Here is a 25,156-nt window from a genome sequence, read left to right as displayed (position 1 = left end):
CGGCTTGCCGGCCCTTTTTTGTTTTACAGCCCATCCGCTTTACCTCGTTCAACCCTCCGTTTTAGCCCTCCCGCTGCAGCAGCCGCAGCAATGTATCGCATCCTGCCACAATCTCGTCAGGCGTCAGTGCGGCAAAGCCCAGCATCCAGCCTTGCTGAGATGAAGGCCCGGCATAGAGCGGACTCAGACGCGGCAGCAGCAAACCCTGTTGAGCCGCCAGTGCGCTTAATCGCGCTTCATCCTGTTGCAGTCTGACAGTTACCTGTAATCCGCCGCTGCTGACAATCGGCGTGATCCACGGCGACAGTTGCTGAGCGATTAGCGTCAGCAGCAGATCGCGACGGCTGTGATAGAGCTGACGCATCAGCCGCAGATGGCTGGCGAAATGTCCCTGTTGCAGAAAGGCGGCTGTGACAGCCTGCGGCAGCAGGGCGCTGTGTCCATCCAGCACGCTGCGTGCCTGGCCTATGGGGGTAATCAGCGCGGGCGGGACCACCATCCAGGCCAGCCGCAGGGAGGGAAACAGCGACTTCGAGAAGGTGCCCAGCGTAATCACCCGCTGATGGCGATCCAGTCCCTGTAGCGCAGGGATAGGACGTTCGTCGTAGTGAAATTCGCTGTCATAATCGTCTTCGATCAGCCAGCACCGGTTGCGCTGCGCCCAGTCCAGCCACGCCAGGCGTCGCGTCAGGCTCAGCGTCACGCCGGTAGGGTAATGATGCGATGGCGTCAGATACATCAGTTTTGCACTGCCGCTGGCGGGGATGGCACCTTCGGCATCGACCTCAATCCCGCGCACCTGTGCGCCGGCAGCCAGAAAGGCGTTACGCGCACCAGGATAGCCCGGCTCCTCCATCCATACCTCATCACCGGGATCGACGAACATCATTGCCAGTAACTGCAGTGCCTGTTGTGAACTGGTCAGAATGATCACCTGTTCCGGCTGGCATGCCACGCCCCGGGAAAGTGCCAGATAATCCGCGAGTGCGCTGCGTAACGGCAGGTAGCCGCAGGGATCGCCATATCCCATTGCGGCACTGCCCAGTGAACGCTGCACGCTGCTGCCGAGGCGTCGCCACGTGTCATGGGGAAAAGCGCGTAACTCCGGTGAACCGGCGGCGAATGCATGGGGAAAAGGGGGGATCCTGACAGCCACCGGTTGTCAGTACCTGCTGGCCCCGCGCCGAGAAATGGACGGGCTGAGACCGGGCAGGTAATGATGATGAGTGGGTGGGGATGATGATGGCAACAAAAGTACCGCGACCGGTCTCGCGTCGCAGATAGCCTTCACTTTCCAGCTGTCCGTAGGCCGCTTCCACCGTCACACGTGACAGACGCAGATCCTGCGCCAGCTGCCGACTGGACGGCAACTGCTGACCAGCATGCAGATGGTGCCGGTTGATCGCCAGTCGCAGGGTAGAGCAGAGCCGCTCGCGCACGCCGCCATTGGTCTGATGCTGGAAAAGTTGTAATAACGGTGAAGACATATGGGTCTTATACCTGATGGGGAATGGGTATCAGTAAGCAGTCCACTTTGCCGTAAACTGCAGACTCCCCACAACAGGAGAATCGCTATGTCATCGGTTTTACGAATTCCGGCCGCCCCCCCCCGCAGCAAAGCCTCGACTATCTGCAGGCAAAACTCGCTTTTTACACCGACGCCTGGGATCTGGCGGAAGATCTGGGGCGGCAAATCCCGGATATCGTGGTAATCGATGCTCGCGCGCCGGAGGCTTATCGCGCCGGGCATATTTGCGGCGCGATCAACTTTCCGCATCGCGAGATGGATGCCACTACGACGGCCCGGCTCGATCGCAGTAAAGTTTATGTCACGTATTGTGACGGCATTGGCTGTAACGGCTCGACGAAAGCGGCCTGGAAACTGGCCTCGCTGGGATTTCAGGTGAAGGAGTTGATTGGCGGGCTGGATTTCTGGAAACGTGACGGTCATCCGCTGACCTGGGGTGATGCACCGGGCGAATGGCCAGTCGCCGCGCCCAAAGCATTCTGTGGCTGTTAACTCAGAGGACCACCCAGAGTAAAAGGGTGATGACGACCAGTGCAACAAAGAAGCCCAGCAGGGGGCGCTCTGCCAGAGGCTGAATCGCGGGCGGCAGCGACGCAACAAAGGGTGACCAGATCGGCTGGGGTTTTATCTCGCTGGCAGCCAGCGGCTGTTCGAGAAGTTTTTCTGCCCGGTCGGCGCGCCGGCTGAACAGGAAGTTCAGCAGATCCTGGGTCTGCGTTACGGTGAGCACCGTCTGCGGCGTGGCCTGGAAACGCTGCTGGCTGTAATCCTCCAGTTGCTGCCGCTCCTGCTGATCAAGCGGCTGTTTCAGGGACGCTTCCAGCAATTGCAGCGTCGGTGCGCTGTGCTGACTCAGCGTCTGGCGCACCTGCAGATACTGGGTCAGCAGCGGGAAGTGGCGCGACGGGATGGGATCACCGCTGGTCAGATTCACCAGTTTCAGCGCAGCCGTCCACAGCTTACCGGTGGATTCGCCCGTGGCAGCGGCCAGGCGTACCACCTGCTGATTCAGCGTATGGTGCTCGGCAGGCAGCAGCGTGCGATCGCTGACGCGGATCTGCTGCGGCTGAGGAATGGTCATCTGCCCGTTCTGCAGCATCGTCAGCACCTGGCGCAGCTGATCCTGGCTCAGCGCGCTCAGTACGGTCTGACCAAATTGCTGACGGATAAAGTCGCTGACGGCCTGACGGTTATTCCCTTTCGGCAGCAGATCGGTGAGCTGGGTCATCAGCTGGCGTGTGGCATGCCCATTTTGCGTCTGCGTAAGGCGGCCATTAAGGTACTGTTCCGCTGCCGGAAAATGACGCGATTGCAACTCCGCTTCACTCTTTACGCCCACTTCATGGCGTACGCCCGCCCACAGTTCAGGCGCTTTAAGATTACTGAGCGATGAGATACGCACGATCAGCCGTTCTAACGTCGTGCGCTGCGCAGGGGGAGAGGGGCTGTTCACCGGCCACTGAACCGTGACGCGTTACGCCAGTTTGCGGATTGACAGATGAACGATCGCCGACCGGCACACCGGGGCCGCTGAGTGGTTGCATGGCGGATTCCTTGGGAAAACAGAACAGCGTGGGGTGCGCCGGAAAATGAATAGGCCATGATAGCAAAAGCCCCCCGGGAAATCCCACGGGGGACATGCGTTTCGGCGCGAGATTTACGCTTCAGCTGTAGCCTTTCTTCACTGCCATCCTCAACAGCACCCTCACTCGCCACAGCCGCGCTATTCAGGCCTGTGGGTGGCTCACCGGTTTACGGCGGGATAAGGGGGTACGCAGCCGCTGCGCCAGTATCACACCGCCAAGCGTCAGACCACCGCCAATCCAGTGGTAACTGTGTAGTTGCTCATGCAGGAAAATCACCGCGATCACCGCGGTAAGTACCGGGATCAGATTCATAAAGATACTGGTGGTGCTGGCACCCAGACGCTGCACACCGTGGATCCACAGGAACGGCGCGATGATCGAAGCAAACAGACCGGCAAAGGCCACCAGCGGCAGGTTGTGCCGGTTAAGCGCCACCTCGGGGGCCAGCAGAAAGCCAGGCAACAGCAGCACGACACCGAATAAAATCTGCACATACAGACTTTGCCAGATCGGCAGCGGCAGTGCCCAGCGCCGTGTCAGCACGCCATACAGCGCATAGGCGGCGGAGGCGGCCAGCATCAGCAGTTCACCTTTGCCCAGGCCATGATTCAGCAGCTGCATCACGTTACCCTCACTGACCAGCCACACCAGACCGGTAAAGGAGATGATGCTGCCAAGCAGGATGCCCAGCGTCGGCGCAATCCGCAGGATCACCACGCTCAGCAGCACGGTGAGCAGGGGGGATGAGGGCGCCGATAATGCCCATAAAGAGTGCGCTGACACTTTGTGCTGCGTAGTAGGCGAGACTCTGATAGAGCACCATGCCGAGCAGGCCAAGGATCGCCAGCCGCCAGAGGTGCGGTTTAATGACCTGACGCGTGCGCCACACGCCGGGCAGCACAAAGGGCGTCAGCACCAGCAGCGCCAGTAACCAGCGGTAGAATGAGATCGCCGCCGGATCGATCGCATCCGCCGAGAGTTTGCTGACAATTGAGTTGATCGACCAGATTATTACCGCAAAGAGCGGGTACAGGAAAAACATGCTGACTCTCCACACGCCATAATGAGGCGCAGTGTACGCTTGTCCGGATTTATTCAGATAGTTAATATCGGACAAAATTAGTTGTGGAGCGGACAGAATGACCCTGAAAGTGATCTACCAGCCGCCCCTTGACGCGCCGCAGCTGCGCTACTTTATGCGTTATGAGCAGGCCAATGCCCGCACCGAATATTTGCCGCATGCGCATGCCTGGGGTCAGCTCATTATGGTGAAAAGCCACGTACTGGAGATGCAGGTCGAGGGTGAGCGATTGCTGACACCGGCAGATATTCCGGTCTGGATCCCACCGGGTCAGCTTCATAGTAGCTATAACCATCGTCAGGCACAGTTCCGTACCTTTAATCTGGCGGCCCCATTATGCGCCGATCTGCCCCGGCGCGCCTGCCTGCTGCTGGTCGATCCCATTGCACACGCCATTTTGGATGAGTTTGCTGAGCAGCAAATCGAGCAACCCGAAACGGATGCGCAGTGGCGGCTGTGCGAGGTGCTGCGCGATCGCCTGCAGCTGGCGCAGGTACAGGAGAGTTATCTGCCCACCTCTGACGATAAATTTCTGGCGCCGGTGTTACATGCGCTGGAAGCGCATCCGGGCGATAACACCACGCTGGCAGGCTGGGCGGCGCGGGTCTTTACCACCGAACGGACGCTGGCGCGTCGCTGCCAGCAGCAGCTTCATATGACCTTTGGCGAGTGGCGGCAGCGGCTGCGGTTTCTGCGCGCCATTGTGCTGCTGGAGCAGGGGGAAAGCGTGCAAAGCATCGCCCATGAGCTGGGATACAGTTCAGCTTCGGCACTGATTGTGATGTTCCAGCAACAGGCGGGAACCACGCCCGAACGCTACCGTGCACGGTTAGGCTAACGCGTCGCTTTGTGCCAGAATAATTGCCTGATATGTAACTGACAGGAAAGCCGTGGTGAAAATTCTGGTCGATGAAAATATGCCTTATGCCCGTGAGCTATTCAGCCTTACCGGCGACGTGGTCGCGGTGCCGGGGCGTCCGCTGCCGGTGGCTGAACTGGCCGATGCCGATGGCCTGATGGTGCGCTCAGTCACCCAGGTTAATGAGGCCCTGCTGGCAGGAAAGCCGGTGAAATTTGTCGGAACCGCCACGGCGGGCACCGATCATGTCGACGAGAACTGGCTGCAGCAGGCGGGCATTGCGTTCTCTGCCGCACCCGGCTGTAACGCCATTGCGGTGGTGGAATATGTTTTCTCTGCGCTGCTGCTGCTGGCGGAACGCGATGGTTTCCAGCTGCGTGACCGCACTGTCGGCATCGTTGGCGTCGGTAACGTCGGTGGGCGACTGCAAAAGCGTCTTGAGGCCTGGGGCATCAAAACCCTGCTGTGCGATCCGCCGCGTGCCGATCGCGGTGACGAGGGGGGATTTCCTGTCGCTGGAGGCTGTGACAGAGCAGGCTGATATTCTGACGTTCCATACGCCGCTGTTTAAAGAGGGCCCGTATAAAAGCTGGCATCTGGCGGATGCGGCGCTGCTGATGGCGCTAAAGCCTAATACTATTCTGATCAACGCCTGTCGCGGCCCGGTGGTGGACAACAGCGCGCTGCTGGAGGTGCTGAAAATGCGGCACGATCTTAGCGTCGTGCTGGATGTCTGGGAGCCGGAGCCGGATCTGTCGCTGGCGCTGCTGGATAAGGTCGACATCGCCACGCCGCACATCGCGGGCTACACGCTGGAAGGCAAAGCGCGCGGCACTACCCAGGTGTTTGAAGCCTGGTGCGACTTTATTGGTCAGCCGCAGCAGGTGCCGCTCAGTACCTTACTGCCGGTGCCGGAATTCAGTGAAATCACCCTGAATGGCCCGCTGGATCAGCCAACGCTGAAACGCCTGGCGCATCTGGTGTATGATGTGCGCCGCGATGATGCCCCCCCTGCGTAAAGTGGCGGCGAAACCCGGCGAGTTTGATCGCCTGCGCAAGCAGTATCAGGAGCGCCGCGAGTGGTCATCGCTGCAGGTGAACTGCGATGACGCCACAACCGCTGAGCTGCTGAACCAGCTGGGCTTTAACGCAATCATTTCCCCGGAATAGCGGGCGCTGCAGGTCAGGCGCCCTGGCGCGATTTCTGCACTGAATTAATCAGTGAACGGAAGGCGCGCGCTGCTGGCATGTCTGCATGACGGCGGGTTCTGGGGGGGATATACCCAATGGATTTCGGGTTGCATTGAGGCGGCAAGAGAACGAATCCCGATGAGCTTACTCAGGTAAGTGATTCGGGTGAGTGAACACAGCCAACAAAGATGCAACGTGAAAGACGACGGGGATAAATCTGAATCCCTGGGCGGTGAATATCACCGCCTTCTGTTTTTATGTCATTGTCTGGAGTAAACCAACATGTCTGACGGCTGGAATATTGCGCTACTTGGCGCGACAGGCGCAGTAGGGAACGCTGTACTGGAACTGCTGGCGGAACGCCAGTTCCCGGTTGGTGAATTATATTTGCTGGCCAGCGAAAACAGCGCGGGCGAAATCAAACGTTTCGAAGGCCGCTCGGTGCGGGTCGAAAATGCGGAGACGTTCGACTGGTCACAGGCGCAGCTGGCCTTTTTCGTGGCGGGACGTGACGCCTCGGCGCGCTTTGCCGAGGAAGCGGCCAATGCCGGTTGTCTGGTGATCGACAGCAGCGAGCTGTTTGCGCTGGAACCCGATGTGCCGCTGGTGGTGCCGGATGTGAATCCGCAGGTGCTGGCAGATTATCGCAATCGCAACATCATCAGCGTGGCGGATAACCTGGTAAGCCAGCTGCTGACCGCAATTAAACCGCTGGTGGATGCGGCCGGATTGAGTCGTTTACAGGTGACTAACCTGATCTCAGTCTCCAGCTACGGCAAAGTGGCTGTTGATGCGCTGGCCGGGGAAAGTGCCCGCCTGCTGAACGGTCTTCCGGCCGATGAACACCATTTTGGTCGTCAGCTGGCGTTTAACCTGATGCCACAACAGGCCGACGCAGAAGGCAGCGTGGAGAGTGAGCGTCGCCTGATTGATCAGGTGCGTAAGGTATTGCAGGACGAAGGCTTACCAATCGCGGTCAGCAGCGTACAGGCTCCGGTGTTCTACGGTAATGCGCAGATTGTGCATATCGAAAACCTGCGCCCGCTCTCTGCGGAAGAAGCGCGTGCCGAACTGGCGCTGGCGTCAGATATTCGTCTGAGCGAAGAGGATGAAGTGCCGACGCCGGTCACGGATGCCTCAGGCAACGGCGAACTGAGCATCGGCGCTGTGCGCAACGACTACGGTATCCCGGAACTGCTGCAGTTCTGGTCAGTGGCGGACAACATTCGTTTTGGCGGCGCACTGATGGCGGTGAAAACCGCTGAGAAACTGGTTCAGGAGTATCTGTAACCATGTCCGATGGTCAGACGCAAAAACTGGCGCTCGGCATCGAGTATGACGGCAGCCATTACTACGGCTGGCAGCGTCAGAATGAAGTCCGCAGCGTGCAGGAGAAGGTTGAGCGCGCGCTGTCGAAAGTCGCCGATCATCCGGTCAGCATTTTTTGTGCTGGCCGCACCGATGCAGGCGTACACGGGACGGGGCAGGTGGTCCATTTCGAGACCACCTCGCAGCGGCCTGATGGCGCCTGGACGCTGGGCGTCAACGCTAATCTGCCGCCGGATATTGCGGTGCGCTGGGTGAAAGCGGTGCCGGATGAATTTCATGCCCGCTTCAGCGCCACGGCCCGACGCTATCGCTACCTGATCTACAATCAGCGTCTGCGTCCGGCGGTGCTGGCGCAGGGCGTGACGCACTTTTACCATCCTCTGGATGCAGAGAAAATGCAGCGAGCCGGGCAATGTTTGTTAGGCGAGAATGATTTCACCTCATTCCGCGCGGTGCAGTGCCAGTCGCGTACACCGTGGCGCAACGTGATTCACCTCAACGTGACGCGTCAGGGTCCCTACGTGATTGTGGATATCAAAGCCAATGCCTTTGTGCATCACATGGTGCGCAATATCGTGGGCAGCCTGATGGAGATAGGCTGCGGCAATAAGCCGGAGTCATGGATGGCAACGCTGCTGGCGGCGAAGGATCGGACATTAGCCGCAGCCACAGCCCGGGCAGAGGGGTTGTATCTGGTGGCGGTGGATTACCCATCCCACTTTGCGTTACCACAGCCGTCGATGGGACCGTTGTTCCTCGCGGATTAATTCACTTTCAGGACTTAAAAGGGCGCGCCATGGAGTTTCTCCATTTTCTGGTTGATTTTATTCTGCACATTGATGTGCATCTTGCCGAACTGGTTGCACAGTACGGTATCTGGATTTACGCTATTTTGTTCCTGATTTTGTTCTGCGAAACCGGTCTGGTGGTGACGCCCTTCCTGCCGGGTGACTCGTTGCTGTTTGTGGCGGGCGCACTGGCGGCGTTGCCGGGTAACGATCTTAATGTGCATGTGATGGTGGCATTATTAGTGGTGGCCGCGGTTCTGGGCGACGCAGTGAACTACACCATTGGCCGCCTGTTTGGCGAAAGGTTGTTCAGTAACCCGAACTCGAAGATTTTCCGTCGCAGCCATCTGGATAAAACCCATGCGTTTTATGCCCGTCATGGTGGAAAAACCATTATCCTGGCGCGCTTCGTGCCGATCGTGCGAACCTTTGCGCCGTTTGTTGCCGGTATGGGCCATATGTCCTATCGCCACTTCGCGCTGTTCAACGTAACGGGTGCGCTGCTCTGGGTGCTGCTGTTCTCCTATGCCGGCTACCTGTTTGGCGATCTGCCGGTGGTGCAGGAAAACCTGAAGCTGCTGATTGTGGGCATTATCCTGGTCTCGATTCTGCCAGGTGTGATTGAAGTCTGGCGTCATCGCCGTCAGGCTAAGCAGCAGAAGCAGCCGTAAGGCTGCGCTCAGGGGTAAGACCAGATTTTTATCCACAGTCTGAACAGGTTGTGGTTTAATGAGCGACATTTACCGTCTGCTGAAGCGGTTTTCAGCAGTATCAAGACGACTGGACCAGGTCAGTTTTAAACAGAAAGGTCATCAATGAGCTGGATTGAACGCATTCTTAATAAAAGCACCGGAACGCCTGTGCGCAAAGCCAGTATCCCGGAAGGGGTCTGGACCAAGTGTGACAGCTGTGGTCAGGTGCTCTACCGCGCCGAGCTGGAGCGTAATCTTGAGGTCTGCCCGAAGTGTGACCATCACATGCGGATGCACGCCCGTGAGCGCCTCGGCAGTGTCCTCGATCAGGGCACGATGGTTGAGCTGGGTAGTGAACTTGAACCTAAAGATCTGCTCAAGTTCCGTGACTCCAAAAAGTACAAAGATCGTCTGATCGCGGCCCAGAAAGACACCGGTGAGAAAGATGCGCTGGTGGTCATGAAAGGTCAGCTGCACGGCATGCCGGTTGTTGCGGCAGCCTTTGAATTTGCCTTTATGGGCGGTTCAATGGGCTCAGTGGTCGGTGCGCGTTTTGTACGTGCGGTTGAGCAGGCGTTAGAAGATAACTGCCCGCTGATCTGCTTCTCCGCCAGCGGCGGGGCGCGTATGCAGGAAGCGCTGCAGTCGCTGATGCAGATGGCGAAAACCAGTGCGGCACTGGCAAAAATGCGTGAGCGCGGTCTGCCTTATATTTCCGTGCTGACTGACCCGACTATGGGTGGTGTTTCGGCCAGTTTTGCCATGCTGGGCGACCTCAATATCGCGGAACCTAAAGCACTGATTGGCTTTGCCGGCCCACGCGTTATTGAGCAGACCGTGCGTGAAAAACTGCCGCCGGGCTTCCAGCGCAGTGAGTTCCTGATTGAAAAGGGCGCGATTGATATGATCATTCGCCGTCCGGAAATGCGCTACAAACTGGCAAGCCTGCTGGCAAAAATGATGAACCTGCCGGCACCGCTGCATGACGGTGAACAGTCCGCTCCGGCGACGACTGAATCGGAAAGCAACGAGGCCTGACAGGAGATAGAGAGGTGCGTCCAAAGCACCTCTTACCAATGCACCGTATACCGCAGCAGCAGCCTGCCAGGTATAAATAAGCAAAACGGGACATATGGACAATCTTCACCTTCCCCAAGCCACGTCGCCTTTGGCCACGTGGCTTTATTATCTTGAGCACCTGCATACTCAGGCCATTGAACTGGGTCTGGACCGTATTCGTCAGGTTGCGCTTCGTCTCGACCTGCTGAAACCCGCTCCTTTTGTCTTTACCGTGGCCGGTACTAATGGCAAAGGCACCACTTGTCGCACCCTGGAAACGCTGCTGATCGCCGCGGGCTACCGCGTTGGCGTGTACAGCTCACCGCATCTGGTGCGCTATACCGAGCGCGTTCGGGTTCAGGGAGAGGAGCTGAGTGAAGCGCAGCACTGCGCCAGTTTTGCGGAGATTGAAGCCGGACGTGCAGATATTTCGCTGACCTATTTTGAATTTGGCACGCTCTCCGCGTTGAATCTGTTCCGCCAGGCGCAGCTGGATGTCGTTATCCTCGAAGTCGGCCTCGGCGGACGGCTGGATGCGACAAACATCGTGGATGCCGATGTCGCGGTGGTCACCAGCATTGCACTCGATCACACCGACTGGCTTGGTCCGGATCGCGAAAGCATCGGGCGTGAAAAAGCCGGTGTGTTCCGGGCGGGGAAACCTGCGGTAGTGGGTGAACCAGATATGCCGCAGAGTATTGCCGTGGTCGCACAGGAAAAAGGTGCGCAGCTGTTGCAGCGCAACCGTGACTGGTCGTGGCATGCGCAGGCAGAAAGCTGGTCACTGCGTGATGCGACGGGTGAGCTGAACGATCTGCCGCTGCCGCAGGTGCCGCTGCCTAACGCGGCGACCGCGCTGGTGGCGCTGCGGGTCTCCGGGCTTGAGGTCAGTGAGGCGCAGATTCGCGCCAGCCTGCCGCTGGCGATGCTGCCAGGCCGTTTTCAGACCCTCAGCGAATCACCGCGCGTTATTCTGGATGTCGCCCATAACCCGCATGCGGCAGCGTATCTGGCGTCGCGGCTGGCGTCACTGCCGAAACGCGGCAAAGTGCACGCCGTGGTGGGCATGCTGCATGATAAAGATATCGCCGGAACGCTGGCGGCGCTGGCACCGGTGGTCGATGCCTGGTACTGCGCGCCCCTCGAGGGTCCGCGCGGCGCCAGTGCTGAGCAACTGCTGAACAACCTTTCGCAGGGCGAGGCTTTTAGTTCGGTTGAGCTCGCCTGGCAGCAGGCACGCCAGCGGGCAGCGCCGCAGGACATTGTGCTGGTCTGTGGTTCATTCCACACCGTTGCACAGGTCATGGAATCGATTGAAACGGAGAAAGGACGTGGCAAGTAAGTTTCAGAACCGTTTAGTCGGCACCGTTATTCTGGTCGCCGTTGGCGTGATTGTGCTGCCAGGGCTGCTGGATGGTCAGAAAAAGCATTACAAAGAGGAGTTTGCCGCCATTCCGCTGGTGCCGAAACCTGACGATCAGCAGGACAGCGAAATGGTGCCGCCGGTAACCCAGTCGCTGCCGGCACAGCCGCCGGAAGGCGCGGGCAATGCGGTCAGCAGCAGCAATGGCAACGGTAAAACCAACGCTACAGCAGAGCAGGGTCGGACTCAACCGGAAGACGAGAGCGATCCGGTAGTGGTCTCGCCGCCGCCGGTCCATCAGTCTGTGCCCGCACAGACGGTGACGAAGCCGAAGGTCGTTGAGCAGCAGAAACCGAAAGTAACAGAGCAGCCTAAGCAGAAGCCGGTCGAACAGCAGAAGCCAAAAGTCGTGGAGCAGCCTAAACCTAAACCGGTTGAACAGCCTAAAGTGGTCGAACAGCCGAAGCAGGAAGAGCCGCCGAAAACGGCAGAGACGACAGCGCCGGCAGGGCAGGCTTATGTGGTGCAGTTAGGTGCGCTGAAAAACGCCAGCAAAGTGAATGAGATTGTCGCGCAACTGCGGCTGTCGGGCTATCGCGCCTTTACCGTGCCTTCAACGCCGGTACAGGGTCAGATCACCCGCATTTACGTTGGGCCTGATGCGTCGAAAGCCAAAATGCAGAGTGCGGTTGGCGAGCTGAAAAGTATCTCAGGACTGGGCGGTGTCGTGAAACCCTACAGCGCCCGCTAAAACGGGCGATTGGCGCTGCCGATAGCAGTAACAGGCAGCGTCTTTTACCCCTCAGGCAGCGCGTTTAATGCGCGCTGCCGCGAAAAAATTGACGATTTTCAACGGCCTGTCCGGCTGAGAATCACCCGGGCGATAGCGTTTTTTTTCATCGCCTTTTTTTATGGATGCAGAAAAAGAAAACCGCTACGCAAACGTTTTCTTTTTCTGTTAGAATGCGCCCCGAACTGGATGCAGGGGTGCAATTGCACTGGCGCTGGAAGAGTTCATGATCTGGATTGATTACGTCATTATTGCGGTAGTTGGTTTTTCGGCTCTGGTCAGCCTGGTCCGTGGGTTTGTCCGTGAAGCCTTATCTCTTGTTACCTGGGGATGCGCGTTTTTTGTCGCCAGTCATTACTACGCCTACCTTGCAGTCTGGTTTACAGGTTTTGACGACGAACTGGTTCGTAACGGTATCGCCATCGGTGTGCTGTTTGTGGCGACCCTGATTGTGGGGGCCATTGTGAACTACGTTATCGGCACGCTGGTGGAAAAAACCGGCCTGTCGGGAACCGACCGGGTGTTGGGCGTCTGTTTCGGGGCATTGCGTGGTGTGCTGATCGTAGCCGCTTTGCTGTTCTTCCTCGATACATTCACTGGGTTTTCCAAAAGTCCGGACTGGCAACAGTCTCAACTCATTCCCGAGTTCAGTTATATAATCAGGTGGTTTTTTGATTACCTGAAAAGCACGTCGAGTTTTTTACCCCGGTGATGTGACCGGGAGTGCGGCTTAATGAGGAAATGACAACATGTGCGGTATTGTCGGTATCACCGGTTTCATGCCGGTCAACCAGTCGATCTATGACGCGTTAACGGTGCTCCAGCACCGCGGGCAGGATGCCGCAGGCATTTGTACTATCGATGCGCTGAAATGTTTTCGCCTGCGAAAGGCAAACGGCCTGGTCAGCGACGTTTTCGAAGCACGCCACATGCAGCGTCTGCAGGGCAATATGGGGATCGGTCACGCGCGTTATCCAACCGCGGGAAGCTCCAGTGCCTCTGAAGCGCAGCCATTCTATGTAAACTCCCCGTATGGCATCACCCTGGCGCACAACGGTAACCTGACCAACGCCCACGTGCTGCGTAAGCACCTGTTTGAAAAGGGCCGCCGTCACGTTAATACCACCTCAGATTCTGAAATCCTGCTGAACATCTTTGCGCAGGAGTTAGATCGTTTTCAAAACGATCCGCTGACAGCCGACAACATCTTTGCTGCGGTTGCTGCCGTGCATCAGCAGGTGCGCGGTGCCTATGCGGTGGTGTCGATGATTATCGGCCACGGTATGGTCGCCTTCCGTGATCCTAACGGTATCCGTCCGCTGGTGCTGGGCAAGCGCGTTATCGCTGATGGCCGCACCGAATATATGGTCGCCTCCGAGAGCGTGGCGCTGGATACGCTGGGCTTTGAGTTCATCCGTGACGTTGCACCAGGTGAAGCGGTTTATGTGACTGAGGCGGGCCAGCTGTCTACCCGCCAGTGCGCTGAAAATCCGAAAAGCAATCCGTGCCTGTTCGAGTATGTCTATTTTGCGCGTCCGGACTCCTTCCTCGACAAAATCTCGGTCTACAGCGCCCGTGTTCGTATGGGCACCAAGCTGGGTGAGAAAATTGCGCGCGAGTGGGAAGATCTCGATATCGACGTTGTGATTCCGATTCCTGAAACCTCCACCGATATCGCGCTGGAAATTGCACGTATTCTCGACAAACCCTATCGCCAGGGCTTCGTGAAGAACCGGTACGTTGGCCGTACTTTTATCATGCCGGGCCAGCAGTTACGCCGCAGCGCGGTGCGCCGCAAGCTCAACGCTAACCGCGCCGAATTCCGTGATAAAAACGTGCTGCTGGTGGATGACTCTATTGTTCGCGGTACCACCTCAGAGCAGATTATTGAGATGGCGCGTGAAGCGGGCGCAAAACGGGTTTATCTGGCGTCAGCGGCGCCGGAAATTCGTTTCCCGAACGTCTACGGTATCGATATGCCCAGCGCCACGGAACTGATTGCGCATGGCCGTGAAGTGGAAGAGATTCGCCAGCTGATTAAAGCCGATGCGCTGATCTTCCAGGATCTGGACGATCTGATCGAAGCGGTTCGCGAAGAGAATCCGGACATTGCACAATTTGAGTGCTCGGTGTTCAACGGCATTTACGTGACGAAAGATGTCGATCAGCAATATCTGGAGTATCTTGAGTCGCTGCGTAATGATGATGCCAAAGCGCTTCAGCGGCAGAACGAAGTCGAAAACCTCGAGCTGCACAACGAAGGCTGATACTTTCAGCAGGCGGGCAGCATAAAACAGGGCGGGAGCAATCCCGCCCTGTTTGTTTTCAGAAACCCGCAGGCCGCGTATGATGGCCCATTGGCTGAAATAAGGTTGGAATATGAAACGACTCATCATTGGCATCTCTGGCGCAAGCGGGGTGATCTATGGCGTGCGCATGCTGCAGGTGTTGCAGCAGGTGGAAGAAGTAGAAACGCATCTGGTCATGAGTCAGGCGGCGCGTCAGACGCTGGGACTGGAGAGCGATTATTCGCTGCGTGACGTGCAGGCGCTGGCCGATGTGGTGCATGACGTGCGCGATATTGCAGCAAATATCTCATCTGGATCGTTTAAAACGCTGGGCATGGCGATTTTACCCTGCTCAATGAAAACGCTCTCTGGCATCGTCCACAGTTACAGTGACTCGTTGCTGACCCGTGCGGCTGACGTGGTGTTAAAAGAGCAGCGTAAGCTGGTGCTGTGCGTTCGCGAAACCCCGCTGCATGTTGGCCATCTGCGAATGATGACCACTGCCGCAGAGCTGGGTGCCATTATTATGCCACCCGTGCCGGCATTCTATCATCGGCCTGAAACGATCGATCAGCTGATCGATCAGACCGTTAACCGGGTGATCGACCAGTTTGATATCGAATTATCGGAAGATCTCTTCACGCGCTGGCAGGGTGCATAAAGTTCCGCTGGCGCACTTATTTAGTGCATAAGCGCGCCTCGGATCACTCTTCGTGCATTTGACGCACCAAAAGTTAACAACGTCGCTTTTTCTCTTTTACTTCACTGCTATATTCCCCTCACAAACACAGCGTTTTCGCCTGTCTGACATCACGCTAACAGCGTGGTTAACTTGCAGAACTGGCATGAAACATGCAAATTACTTTGCGCAAACACATCACGAACCACATAACAAAAAGCACTTCACTTGAGGGTAATCTATGAAAAAGCGTGTTCTGGCTCTTTCCCTGATGCTGGGCTTATCCAGTGCTGCCAGCGTTTTCGCGGCGGTTCCGGGTTCAATCCGTATCGGCACAGATCCAACTTACCCACCGTTTGAGTCGAAAAACGCGCAAGGCAAGTTAGTGGGCTTCGATATCGATCTCGCTAACGAAATCTGTAAACGTATTCATACCCAATGTACCTATGTAGAGAGCGACTTTGATGCGCTGATCCCTTCGCTGAAAGCGAAGAAAATTGATGCCATCATCTCCTCACTTTCCATCACAGCGAAACGTCAGGAAGAGATCGCCTTCTCGGAAAAACTCTACGCCGCTAACGCGCGTTTAGTCGCGCCGAAGGGATCGAAAATTGAGCCGACCATTGAGTCGCTGAAAGGCAAAAATATCGGTCTGCTGCAGGGCACCACGCAGGAAACTTACGCCAATCAGAACTGGCGGCCAAAAGGGGTGAACGTCACGCCTTATGCAAACCAGGATCTGGTCTATCAGGATCTGAATGCCGGTCGTATTGATGCTGCCTTTCAGGATGAAGTGCAGGCCAGCGAAGGATTTCTGAAGCAGCCGGTCGGTAAAAATTACGCCTTCGCCGGTCCGGCCGTGAAAGATGACAAGATTTTTGGCGTCGGTACCGGCATGGGACTGCGTAAAGATGACAGCGAACTGAAAGCCGCCATCGACAAAGCCTTTGCTGACATGCGTAAAGATGGCACCTACGACAAGATTGCGAAGAAATACTTCGATTTCAACGTGTACGGCGACTAACCATCCTGTCGCTTTACCCTCTGTATCCGTTTTGCCGGGTCTGAGCCGGTTCTGCCAGGTGCAGAATCGGGTTCTTTTCCGCTAATGGCGGATGGCATCTGCAACAGAGAAGTAAAGCTAAACTGCCCGTCTCGCTTGCGGGCAGCGTTTCGTTTTCACCCCACGACAGGACCCTCTCGATGCTGTATGGCTATTCTGATGTAATTCTTCGGGGCACGCTGGTGACGCTGGAGCTGGCGCTCACTTCCGTCGTGCTGGCAGTGCTGCTGGGCCTGATTGGCGCAGGCGCGAAACTGTCGCGCAGCCGGCCACTGGCGATGATTTTTGAAGGCTACACCACGCTGATTCGTGGCGTGCCAGACCTTGTACTGATGCTGCTGATCTTCTACGGTCTGCAGATTGTCCTCAACCAGATAACCGATGCGCTGGGCATGGCGCAGTTTGATATCGACCCGATGGTCGCCGGTATCATCACGCTCGGCTTTATCTATGGTGCCTACTTCACCGAAACGTTCCGCGGCGCCTTTATGGCCGTGCCTCAGGGGCAGATTGAAGCAGCAACCGCGTTTGGCTTTACCGGCGCGCAGGTGTTCCGCCGCATTCTGTTTCCGGCCATGATGCGCTACGCGCTGCCAGGCATCGGCAACAACTGGCAGGTGATTCTGAAAGCCACCGCGCTGGTCTCGCTGCTGGGGCTGGAAGATGTGGTGAAGGCGACGCAGCTGGCAGGAAAAAGTACCTGGCAGCCGTTCTACTTCGCCATTGTGGCCGGTGTGATTTATCTGGTATTTACCACGCTGTCAAACGGTGTGCTGTGGTGGCTCAACCGGCGCTATACGGTAGGTGTAAAGAGGGCGAGTTATGATTGATATTATTCAGGAATACTGGAAATCGCTGCTCTGGACTGACGGTTATCGTTTTACCGGTGTAGCTATCACCCTGTGGCTGCTGATCCTCTCGGTCACCATTGGCGGATGTCTGGCAATCCTGCTGGCGATAGCGCGGGTTTCCCCTAACCGGTTTATCAGCTTTCCGGTCTGGCTCTTCACCTACGTCTTTCGCGGCACGCCGCTCTATGTGCAGCTGCTGGTGTTCTACTCCGGCATGTACACGCTGGAGATTGTGAAAGGCACTGAACTGCTGAATGCCTTTTTCCGCAGTGGTCTGAACTGTACCCTGCTCGCCTTTACCCTCAACACCTGCGCCTACACCACGGAAATTTTTGCCGGTGCGATTCGCTCGGTGCCACACGGTGAAATTGAGGCGGCACGGGCGTACGGCTTCTCTACTTTTAAACTCTATCGCTGCATTATCCTGCCATCGGCGCTGCGTACGGCACTGCCGGCCTACAGCAACGAAGTGATTCTGATGCTGCACTCCACGGCGCTGGCCTTCACCGCCACCGTGCCGGATCTGCTGAAAATCGCGCGGGATATTAACTCGGCGACCTATCAGCCGTTTACCGCCTTTGGTCTGGCGGCTGTGTTGTACCTGATTATCTCTTACGTGTTGATCAGCCTGTTCCGCCTGGCGGAACGTCGCTGGCTGGCCCACGTGAAACCCTCTTCATCGCATTGAGTAGAACTATGGCTGACAATAAATTAAGCGTCACCGAATTGCATAAGCGTTACGGTGAACATGAAGTGCTGAAAGGGGTCTCGTTAACTGCTAAAGCGGGCGATGTGATCAGTATCATTGGATCGTCCGGCTCAGGGAAAAGTACCTTTTTTACGCTGCATCAACTTCCTCGAAAAACCGAGTGAAGGCAGCATCATGGTGAATAACCAACAAATCACCTTAGTCCGTGACAAAGATGGTCAGCTCAAAGTGGCTGACAAAGAGCAGCTGCGCGCGTTACGTACCAGCCTGACCATGGTGTTCCAGCACTTTAATCTGTGGAGTCACATGACCGTGCTGGAAAACGTGATGGAAGCGCCGATTCAGGTGCTGGGGTTGAGTAAAGCGGCGGCGCGTGAGCGTGCCATCAAATACCTCGATAAAGTCGGAATTGATGCGCGGGCACAGGCAAAATATCCGGTTCACCTCTCCGGCGGTCAGCAGCAGCGTGTGTCGATTGCGCGCGCGCTGGCGATGGAGCCAGAGGTGTTGCTGTTTGACGAACCCACTTCGGCGCTTGATCCGGAGCTGGTCGGGGAAGTACTGCGCATCATGCAGAAGCTGGCTGAGGAGGGCAAAACCATGGTGGTCGTGACCCACGAGATGGAGTTTGCCCGTCACGTCTCCAGCCATGTCATTTTCCTGCATCAGGGTAAAATCGAAGAGCAGGGACCGCCTGCGGAACTGTTCGGCAGCCCGAAAAGCCCACGTTTACAGCAGTTCCTCAAGGGATCGCTGAAGTAACGGTTAGATGTTAGTTAAGGCGAGGGAATCAGGGCACCGGCGTAACGTGCCCTGCGCAGAATAAGTGCGAGCCGCGTTTGAGATTTTGCGTCATCTCTGCGTTCTGCCCTCGCACTCTGCATCCATGCTGAGATATCACTTTTGCAGTAGCTTCAGCGCCGTATCCTCATCGGTCACCAGTCCCGATACCCAGCCGCCCTGTAATGCGGCACGGATTGCTGGATACTTGCGCTCGCTACCCGCAAAGCCAATAATTTTACGCTGAGTCCGGCTTTCCAGTCGCACGCTGGTCAGTAGCTCATCCGTTTCGCCCCATACCCGCTCACCCTGCTGATTGAAAAAGTGACCGAGCATTTCGCCCACCACGCCGCGCCCATTTAGCGCCTCGACCTGCGCATCTGTGATGAATCCCTCGGCATTCAAAGGACAGCCCGGCATCACTTCGCCAATACCCACAAAAGCCACGTCCGCCTGTAATGCGCGATCAATGACGCGCTGGTAAACCTTATGCTGAACCCACATCGCTTTATCCTCTGGGGTGTCGGCGTATAAGGGCGCTGGGATAAAGAAATACTTACCTTGCATCTTTTCGGCCATCTTCAACGGTACGTCATAGCGTGTACCGGAATCATCCCGCGCGATGGCACCAATCATGGAAACGCAATGATGCTGCGGGCGATCAACCCAGGGTAGCGCATCAATCATTGAGCGCAGGGTTTTACCGGAACCAATACCGAACACCTGAGGCGTTTCCTCATTGATGAATTGTGTCATCACCGCCGCGCCTTCAACTGCCAGCATTTGTTGAATAGCCTCATCATTCAGACTGGCAGATGGCACAACGCGGCACAAATCCAGACCAAACTTCGCCTGTACCTCACGCGCCAGTGCAGACAGTGTGTGACTGGATGATCAATTTTTACGTTCACCATGCCCATTTCACGTGCACTGGATACCAGCCGCTGCGCTACCTGTCGTGACAATCCCAATGCCTGCGCAATCTCCTGCTGTGTCACGCCTGCGACGTAATACATCCATGCGGCACGTGCGGCCAGCTCCTGCTTTTTTTCTTCTCTGCTCATCACGATGTTCCGTCGAATTTGAGGGGACATCTTAACGCCGTGCGGGTCGAAAAGCACTAACTGAGCAAAAGCCCGGAATGAGAGCAAAAATATTATTTGTGACTCAGCTCGCAGAAGGATCTTCGTAATAGGCACTATGCTACAAGTCATCGGGCAAATGCCCTTAGGTGTGGCAAATGTTTAAATGAGGCGATTATGAACAACCAATCAGTGTGGATGCACATCGGCGCGGGATCTTTTCATCGTGCACATCAGGCGTGGTATCTGCATAAACTGCGTGAGCAGGGTGATGAAAGCTGGAGCATCGCGCTCGGCAATATCCGTAATGACGCAGTGCCGCTGCTCAATCAGCTCGCGGCGCAGCAGGGAGAATATGTGCTGGAAACCGTGACGCCTGAAGGTAAGCGCGACTACGAAACCATCACTTCGCTGCGCAAAATTTTGCCCTGGGACAGTGATATCAGTGCGTTGATCGAGCAGGGGGCCAGCGCGGAAACACGTGTGATTAGCTTTACCGTAACCGAAGCGGGTTACTACCTGACGCCCGCGTTTACCCTGGATCTCAATCAGGCAGATGTGAAGGCCGATCTGGGTGGCGATATCCGCACCCTCTACGGCGCACTCAGCCATATTCTGACACAGCGTGTTGCGCAAGGCGGTCCGCCGGTTACGCTGCTGAACTGCGACAATCTGCGGCACAATGGTGAGCGTTTCCGTGACGCCTTCCTGGCGTTTCTTACGGCCAAAGGCGATACCGCGCTGGCCGACTGGGTGCGCACGCAAACCCGCTCACCGAATACCATGGTTGATCGCATTACACCCCGTCCTACTCCGGAGGTGGCAGAACGCGTGCAGGCGGCGACCGGCAAACAGGATGGCGCAGCAGTAATGGCCGAATCTTTTATTCAGTGGGTCATTGAGGATGATTTTATTGCCGGGCGCCCGGCGCTGGAAAAGGTCGGTGTTGAACTGGTGGAATCGGTACTGCCGTGGGAAGAGGCGAAAATTCGCATCCTCAATGCGACACATGCTGCGATTGCCTGGGCGGGCACACTGATTGGTCTGAACTATATCGATGAGAGCACCAGCCATCCGGCGATTTATCAACTGGCTCACGACTACGTAACCCAGGATGTCATTCCTTCTCTGTCTCCCAGCCCGCTTGATTTAGCGGATTATCGTGACGTGGTGCTGGCCCGCTTCAGTAATCCTTACATTAAAGATACCAATCAGCGCGTCGGTGCCGATGGTTTATCCAAAATTCCCGGCATGGTGACGCCAACCCTGCAACAGTGCTACCAGCGCGGTGCGCAGCCCACCGCAACGGCGGTGATTCCGGCACTGTTCTTCCTGTTTATGCAGCGATGGGCCGATGACAATTTACCCTATTGCTATCAGGACGGTGCGCTACAGGTCGATACGCTACGTAAGCAGTTCGCCAGCGCCGATCCGCTCCATGCATACCTGAGTGATAGCGCGCTGTTTGCGGAACTGGCATCTGATAAGGCGTTTCATGAATTAGTCACCCGCCGTGTTGCGAGTTTGCAGCAGTGGCTGAAACAGCCTGAACTGGCGGCGGTGTAATTATGTATCTCGGCATTGATATTGGTACCTCAGAGCTTAAAGCGCTGATCATTAATACGCACGGTGAGATTGTGGCGGCTCAGCACGCCACGCTGAGCGTGCAGCGTCCCCATCCCCACTGGGCTGAACAGGATCCTGAATGCTGGTGGCAAGCCTGCAGCGAGGTTCTGGCGGGATTACGTCATCAGTTTCCTCTGGCATGGGCCGCGATTCGCGCTATTGGATTATCGGGACAGATGCACGGGGCCGTGTTGCTGGATGCCGGGGGGAAGGTGCTGCGTCCGTGTATCCTCTGGAACGACACGCGCAGTGCACCGCAGTGTGAAAGGCTACGGAAGAGCAATCCCCGGATAATGGAAATTAGCGGCAATATGATTATGCCCGGCTTCACTTTGCCGAAACTGCACTGGGTCGCGGAAAATGAGCCAGAAATTTTCAGCCGCATCGATAAGGTCCTGCTGCCGAAAGATTACCTGCGCTGGCGTCTTACCGGGCGCTTTGTCAGTGAGCCTTCGGATGCTGCCGGAACGCTGTGGCTCGATGTCTCCCGGCGTGACTGGTCGGAAGAACTGCTGGCCATCACCGGACTGAAGCGTGCCCAAATGCCTGAACTGGTAGAAGGCAGTGCCATAAGTGGACGCCTGCAGCCGACGCTGGCGAGCGAGTGGGGTTTATCTACTGCGGTTACTGTCGCGGGAGGCGGCGGTGACAATGCCGCATCGGCAGTCGGTGTGGGGGGCGGTGAATCCCGGTGATGCGTTTATCTCATTGGGTACCTCCGGTGTGATTTTTGTCGTAAACGACCGCTTACGGGCTGACCCTCAATGCGGGGTGCACGCCTTTTTGCCATGCGTTACCGGGCCGCTGGCACCAGATGAGTGTGATGCTTAGCGCCGCCAGTTGTCTGCGCTGGTTGTGCAATCTGCTGTCGGTCAGTGAAAGCCAGCTGATGGAGGAGATGGTCCAGCTCAGTGATGAGCAAGTGCGTAGCGCCCCGGTTTTCCTGCCCTATCTGTCTGGTGAACGCACACCACATAACGATCCTGACGCATCCGGTTCTTTCTTCAATCTGCGCCATGAAACCCCGCGCGCCTTGCTGGGCTATGCGGTGGTTGAAGGCGTGGCATTTGGGCTGGCTGATGGGTTGAGTGTGCTCGGCGATGCCAGGCATCACATTCAGCAGTGCAGCCTGACCGGTGGTGGCGCACGTAGCACATTGTGGGCTCAATTGATTGCCGATGTGCTGCAACTGCCCATTGTTACCCATCCCGCCAGCGCATCTGGCGCGCTGGGTGCGGCACGTTTAGCGTGGCTGGCTGATGGCGGCCTTGAGCATGAGGTGTGTCTGAAGCCGGCTGTGCAGGCGTGCTACCAACCGGACGAGACGCGCGGTGCCGTGCTGCAAAAGCGGCTATGTCTGTTCCGGGAACTCTACGTCCAGCAACAACAGGTGCGCAGTTTGCTGCCTGCATAACGACTAACCAGACAGAAGGTAATTGTGATGCTATCGAACGAATACTGGTTTGGCTTACCGAAAAAGATGTTCTGGGGTTTCCTCGCTATCGCAATCTTTATGGCGGGTGATGGCTTTGAAATGGCGTTTCTGTCGCGCCATATCACCGATATGGGCTTTACGCCCGCGCAGTCTGCAGTCGTATTCACCTTCTATGGCTTAGCGGCAGCCCTGGCGGCCTGGGCATCTGGCGTGGTTGCCGAGTTGATCACACCGCAGCGCGCGATGATGATTGGCTTTGTGTTATGGATCGTGATGCATACGCTGTTTATGTCGCTGGGGCTTGGCCTGCGCAACTATCCGCTGATGGTGCTGTTCTACGGCATTCGCGGGCTGGCTTATCCGCTGTTTATCTACTCTTTCATGATGATGCTGGTGCAGGTCTTACCGCGCGAAAAACTGGCGGCGGCGACCGGCTGGTTCTGGGCGATGTATTCTGTCGGCATCGGGGTGATTGGCAGCTATCTGCCAAGTCTCACCATTCCGATGCTGGGGGAAACGGGGACGCTGTGGCTGGCTATTATCTGGGTGGCCTGTGGTGGGATCCTCGCATACTTCAGCCTGCGCAAGGTACCGGTGGATCGCTCTCGTGTGAATTTGCCGATGCGTGACAAGATGACAGAGATGGCGCGTGCCGTGACCATCCTGTTCACCAATCAGAATGTGTTTTATGCCTGCCTGATTCGCATCATCAACACGCTGTCGCTGTTTGGTTTCGCCATTATCATGCCACTGCTGTTTGTCGATCGTCTCGGCTTTACCATCTCTGAATGGCTACAAATCTGGGCGGTGTTCTTCTTTGTCACTATATTTACGAATATCTTCTGGGGCCTCACGGGAGAGAAGCTGGGCTGGATCCGTCAGGTGCGCTGGTTTGGTTGCCTGGGGATGGCCATCTCCAGCCTGACCTTTTATTATCTGCCGCTGTATGCGGGTCATAACTTCTGGGTCGCATTAATCCCTGCGGTAATGCTGGGCATTTTTGTCGCCGCGTTTGTACCGATGACCGCTGTATTTCCCACGCTGGAACCGCATCACAAAGGCGCTGCGGTCTCTATTTACAACCTCTCCGCAGGACTCAGTAACTTTGTGGCACCGGCTATCGCCTCAGTCATGCTGCCGTTCTTCGACATTGTCGGTGTGGTATGGGCCTATACCGGGCTATACGTGTTCGCTGGCGTGCTGACCTTTATTATTCGTGTGCCACAACCGGGGCATACGCGTGAAGAGAAGGTAGTGAAGTCGCGTGTAGCAGAGCAGCGTAACTAACGAAACATACGGCGGCCCAGGGCCGCCGTATGTTTATCCTGCGACATCCTGCAACGCTTCCTGCAAATCGTACCAGCGGAAGCCAAAGCCTGAGGCTTCCAGCCGTTTTGGCAGCACATGCTGTCCTCCCAGCACCAGCACCGACGATTCGCCCATCATCAGTTTAATGGCGCTGGCAGGCGTGCGCATAAAGGCCGGACGATGCATAACCCGGCCCAGGGTGGCGGCAAACTGCTCGTTACGCACCGCGTAGGGAGCGACCATATTGAACGGACCCCGCAGATCGTCATGCTCCAGCAGCCAGATAATGGCGTTTAGCATGTCATCAATGTGAATCCACGGCATGTACTGTTTACCACTGCCAATCGGCCCGCCGATGCCGAGTTTAAAGGGCAGCTTCATTTTGCTGAGTGCGCCGCCCTCAGACGCCAGCACCACGCCGGTTCGCAGCAGGCAGACGCGGGTGCGTTCGCTTTCAGCCGCGAGCGCCAGCTGCTCCCAGCGGGCGCAGAGCTGATGAGTAAACTCATCCTGACCCTGATCCTCTTCAGTCAGTACCAGATCGCCGGTGTTACCATAAAAGCCGGTTGCCGAACCTGAGATCAACACGGACGGTGGCGTGGCGCTGGCGTTGATCAGTGAGACGATCTGCTCGGTTATCTGCCAGCGGCTTTCACACAGCTGCTGTTTATGCGGCTCCGTCCAGCGTTTGTCGGCAATAGGTTCTCCCGCCAGATTAATGACCGCATCGATCGTATCCAGGTTCGACTGTTGCGCCAGCCCTGACCAGAGCGCGACCTCTTCGCCCAGTTTTTCACGTGCGCTGACCACGTCACGCGTCACCACACTGATCTGATGCCCCAGCTGTTGCAGGCGCGGAATCAGGTGACGGCCAATCAGTCCCGTGCCACCGGTAATAAGAATGTGCATGTTGCGGCTCCCTTGATGTTTTTGTTATTTGCATCTTTCAGCATAGAAGAGTCGAGCCACTCTATCGTGAGTCGCGTCGCGCTTTCTTATTCCGGAGGCAGAGATCGGATCAGCTCAGCGTTGCCTTCCCAAATAAAAATCGGTAAACATGATGCAACCC

Annotated in this window: 16 protein-coding genes and 8 pseudogenes; 19 read left to right on the top strand and 5 right to left on the bottom strand. The window is 56.7% G+C overall.

Annotated elements, in window-relative coordinates; all coding sequences use genetic code 11:
• Positions 1 to 61 precede the first annotated feature (61 nt).
• A pseudogene (locus JNO11_RS13590) lies at positions 62 to 1,487 on the bottom strand (PLP-dependent aminotransferase family protein).
• A gap of 87 nt (positions 1,488 to 1,574) precedes the next feature.
• Between JNO11_RS13590 and JNO11_RS13585 the strand changes: the two are divergent.
• Positions 1,575 to 2,020: pseudogene (locus tag JNO11_RS13585) on the top strand (rhodanese-like domain-containing protein).
• A 1-nt stretch (position 2,021) separates the two neighbouring features.
• On the opposite strand, the pseudogene flk reads toward JNO11_RS13585, so the two are convergent.
• Positions 2,022 to 3,072: pseudogene (gene flk, locus JNO11_RS13580) on the bottom strand (flagella biosynthesis regulator Flk).
• Between the two features lie 183 nt (positions 3,073 to 3,255).
• Positions 3,256 to 4,156 (bottom strand): annotated as a pseudogene (locus JNO11_RS13575) (DMT family transporter).
• 97 nt (positions 4,157 to 4,253) lie between these two features.
• On the opposite strand from JNO11_RS13575, the gene JNO11_RS13570 reads away from it, so the two are divergent.
• The 15 genes and pseudogenes from JNO11_RS13570 to hisP all read left to right on the top strand — a co-directional run bounded on the left by JNO11_RS13570 (position 4,254) and on the right by hisP (position 18,618).
• Positions 4,254 to 5,033, top strand: coding sequence for a helix-turn-helix transcriptional regulator (locus JNO11_RS13570; RefSeq protein ID WP_033772307.1), 780 nt, complete (start codon positions 4,254 to 4,256; stop codon positions 5,031 to 5,033).
• A gap of 55 nt (positions 5,034 to 5,088) precedes the next feature.
• Positions 5,089 to 6,224, top strand: a pseudogene (gene pdxB, locus JNO11_RS13565) (4-phosphoerythronate dehydrogenase PdxB).
• A gap of 303 nt (positions 6,225 to 6,527) precedes the next feature.
• A complete protein-coding gene (locus JNO11_RS13560; RefSeq protein ID WP_010257986.1) occupies positions 6,528 to 7,535 on the top strand; it encodes an aspartate-semialdehyde dehydrogenase in 1,008 nt (335 codons plus the stop codon).
• Positions 7,536 to 7,537: 2 nt separating this feature from the next.
• A complete protein-coding gene (truA, locus tag JNO11_RS13555; protein WP_045139793.1) occupies positions 7,538 to 8,341 on the top strand; it encodes a tRNA pseudouridine(38-40) synthase TruA in 804 nt (267 codons plus the stop codon).
• A 29-nt stretch (positions 8,342 to 8,370) separates the two neighbouring features.
• Positions 8,371 to 9,033 carry a DedA family protein gene (locus tag JNO11_RS13550; RefSeq protein WP_010257990.1) on the top strand — a complete coding sequence of 221 codons (663 nt, stop codon included), beginning with the start codon at positions 8,371 to 8,373 and terminating at the stop codon, positions 9,031 to 9,033.
• A gap of 144 nt (positions 9,034 to 9,177) precedes the next feature.
• Entirely contained in the window at positions 9,178 to 10,092 is a 915-nt protein-coding gene (gene accD / locus JNO11_RS13545) for an acetyl-CoA carboxylase, carboxyltransferase subunit beta (protein WP_010257992.1), read from the top strand.
• A gap of 94 nt (positions 10,093 to 10,186) precedes the next feature.
• On the top strand, positions 10,187 to 11,455 hold the full coding sequence (folC, locus tag JNO11_RS13540; protein WP_062758703.1) for a bifunctional tetrahydrofolate synthase/dihydrofolate synthase: 1,269 nt from the start codon (positions 10,187 to 10,189) through the stop codon (positions 11,453 to 11,455).
• The gene (gene dedD / locus JNO11_RS13535; RefSeq protein ID WP_010257997.1) at positions 11,445 to 12,227 is read left to right on the top strand and encodes a cell division protein DedD; all 783 of its coding nucleotides are present in this window, start codon (positions 11,445 to 11,447) and stop codon (positions 12,225 to 12,227) included. Before folC ends, dedD begins: the two co-directional genes overlap by 11 nt.
• Positions 12,228 to 12,492: 265 nt before the next feature.
• Entirely contained in the window at positions 12,493 to 12,978 is a 486-nt protein-coding gene (gene cvpA / locus JNO11_RS13530; protein WP_003854265.1) for a colicin V production protein, read from the top strand.
• A 37-nt stretch (positions 12,979 to 13,015) separates the two neighbouring features.
• The gene (purF, locus tag JNO11_RS13525) at positions 13,016 to 14,533 is read left to right on the top strand and encodes an amidophosphoribosyltransferase (protein ID WP_010258001.1); all 1,518 of its coding nucleotides are present in this window, start codon (positions 13,016 to 13,018) and stop codon (positions 14,531 to 14,533) included.
• A 112-nt stretch (positions 14,534 to 14,645) separates the two neighbouring features.
• Positions 14,646 to 15,215 carry a UbiX family flavin prenyltransferase gene (locus JNO11_RS13520; protein WP_010258003.1) on the top strand — a complete coding sequence of 190 codons (570 nt, stop codon included), beginning with the start codon at positions 14,646 to 14,648 and terminating at the stop codon, positions 15,213 to 15,215.
• Between the two features lie 259 nt (positions 15,216 to 15,474).
• The gene (gene argT / locus JNO11_RS13515; RefSeq protein WP_010258004.1) at positions 15,475 to 16,257 is read left to right on the top strand and encodes a lysine/arginine/ornithine ABC transporter substrate-binding protein ArgT; all 783 of its coding nucleotides are present in this window, start codon (positions 15,475 to 15,477) and stop codon (positions 16,255 to 16,257) included.
• A 179-nt stretch (positions 16,258 to 16,436) separates the two neighbouring features.
• Positions 16,437 to 17,126, top strand: coding sequence for a histidine ABC transporter permease HisQ (locus JNO11_RS13510; RefSeq protein WP_010258006.1), 690 nt, complete (start codon positions 16,437 to 16,439; stop codon positions 17,124 to 17,126).
• Positions 17,119 to 17,835: an ABC transporter permease gene (locus JNO11_RS13505; protein ID WP_010258010.1), complete on the top strand. Its 717-nt coding sequence runs from the start codon at positions 17,119 to 17,121 to the stop codon at positions 17,833 to 17,835. Before JNO11_RS13510 ends, JNO11_RS13505 begins: the two co-directional genes overlap by 8 nt.
• Before the next feature lie 8 nt (positions 17,836 to 17,843).
• A pseudogene (gene hisP, locus JNO11_RS13500) lies at positions 17,844 to 18,618 on the top strand (histidine ABC transporter ATP-binding protein HisP).
• A gap of 135 nt (positions 18,619 to 18,753) precedes the next feature.
• Here hisP and JNO11_RS13495 read toward each other — a convergent pair.
• A pseudogene (locus JNO11_RS13495) lies at positions 18,754 to 19,700 on the bottom strand (sugar-binding transcriptional regulator).
• A gap of 195 nt (positions 19,701 to 19,895) precedes the next feature.
• Between JNO11_RS13495 and dalD the strand changes: the two are divergent.
• From dalD to JNO11_RS13480, 3 genes and pseudogenes are all read left to right on the top strand, one after another.
• Positions 19,896 to 21,284 (top strand): D-arabinitol 4-dehydrogenase, encoded by a 1,389-nt coding sequence (gene dalD / locus JNO11_RS13490; RefSeq protein WP_010671449.1) that lies wholly within the window; start codon positions 19,896 to 19,898, stop codon positions 21,282 to 21,284.
• A gap of 2 nt (positions 21,285 to 21,286) precedes the next feature.
• Positions 21,287 to 22,758 (top strand): annotated as a pseudogene (gene xylB, locus JNO11_RS13485) (xylulokinase).
• A gap of 27 nt (positions 22,759 to 22,785) precedes the next feature.
• Positions 22,786 to 24,066, top strand: coding sequence for an MFS transporter (locus JNO11_RS13480; RefSeq protein ID WP_325177417.1), 1,281 nt, complete (start codon positions 22,786 to 22,788; stop codon positions 24,064 to 24,066).
• A gap of 33 nt (positions 24,067 to 24,099) precedes the next feature.
• On the opposite strand, the gene JNO11_RS13475 is transcribed toward JNO11_RS13480, so the two are convergent.
• Complete coding sequence (locus JNO11_RS13475; protein WP_010258028.1) at positions 24,100 to 24,996, bottom strand: TIGR01777 family oxidoreductase; 897 nt, start codon at positions 24,994 to 24,996, stop codon at positions 24,100 to 24,102.
• Positions 24,997 to 25,156 lie beyond the last annotated feature (160 nt).

The organism is Pantoea sp. 1B4 (genome assembly GCF_016925765.1).
GTDB classification, from domain to species: domain Bacteria; phylum Pseudomonadota; class Gammaproteobacteria; order Enterobacterales; family Enterobacteriaceae; genus Pantoea; species Pantoea agglomerans.
The sequence above is the reverse complement of the archived record's forward strand: the minus strand, read 5'-3'. Positions and strand labels throughout refer to the sequence as shown.

Coding starts and splice junctions, on each gene's coding strand:
- JNO11_RS13570 (WP_033772307.1), top strand. CDS start 4,254: ATGACCCTGAAAGTGATCTACCAGCCGCCCCTTGACGCGCCGCAGCTG.
- JNO11_RS13560 (WP_010257986.1), top strand. CDS start 6,528: ATGTCTGACGGCTGGAATATTGCGCTACTTGGCGCGACAGGCGCAGTA.
- truA (WP_045139793.1), top strand. CDS start 7,538: ATGTCCGATGGTCAGACGCAAAAACTGGCGCTCGGCATCGAGTATGAC.
- JNO11_RS13550 (WP_010257990.1), top strand. CDS start 8,371: ATGGAGTTTCTCCATTTTCTGGTTGATTTTATTCTGCACATTGATGTG.
- accD (WP_010257992.1), top strand. CDS start 9,178: ATGAGCTGGATTGAACGCATTCTTAATAAAAGCACCGGAACGCCTGTG.
- folC (WP_062758703.1), top strand. CDS start 10,187: ATGGACAATCTTCACCTTCCCCAAGCCACGTCGCCTTTGGCCACGTGG.
- cvpA (WP_003854265.1), top strand. CDS start 12,493: ATGATCTGGATTGATTACGTCATTATTGCGGTAGTTGGTTTTTCGGCT.
- purF (WP_010258001.1), top strand. CDS start 13,016: ATGTGCGGTATTGTCGGTATCACCGGTTTCATGCCGGTCAACCAGTCG.
- JNO11_RS13520 (WP_010258003.1), top strand. CDS start 14,646: ATGAAACGACTCATCATTGGCATCTCTGGCGCAAGCGGGGTGATCTAT.
- argT (WP_010258004.1), top strand. CDS start 15,475: ATGAAAAAGCGTGTTCTGGCTCTTTCCCTGATGCTGGGCTTATCCAGT.
- JNO11_RS13510 (WP_010258006.1), top strand. CDS start 16,437: ATGCTGTATGGCTATTCTGATGTAATTCTTCGGGGCACGCTGGTGACG.
- JNO11_RS13505 (WP_010258010.1), top strand. CDS start 17,119: ATGATTGATATTATTCAGGAATACTGGAAATCGCTGCTCTGGACTGAC.
- dalD (WP_010671449.1), top strand. CDS start 19,896: ATGAACAACCAATCAGTGTGGATGCACATCGGCGCGGGATCTTTTCAT.
- JNO11_RS13480 (WP_325177417.1), top strand. CDS start 22,786: ATGCTATCGAACGAATACTGGTTTGGCTTACCGAAAAAGATGTTCTGG.
- JNO11_RS13475 (WP_010258028.1), bottom strand. CDS start 24,996: ATGCACATTCTTATTACCGGTGGCACGGGACTGATTGGCCGTCACCTG.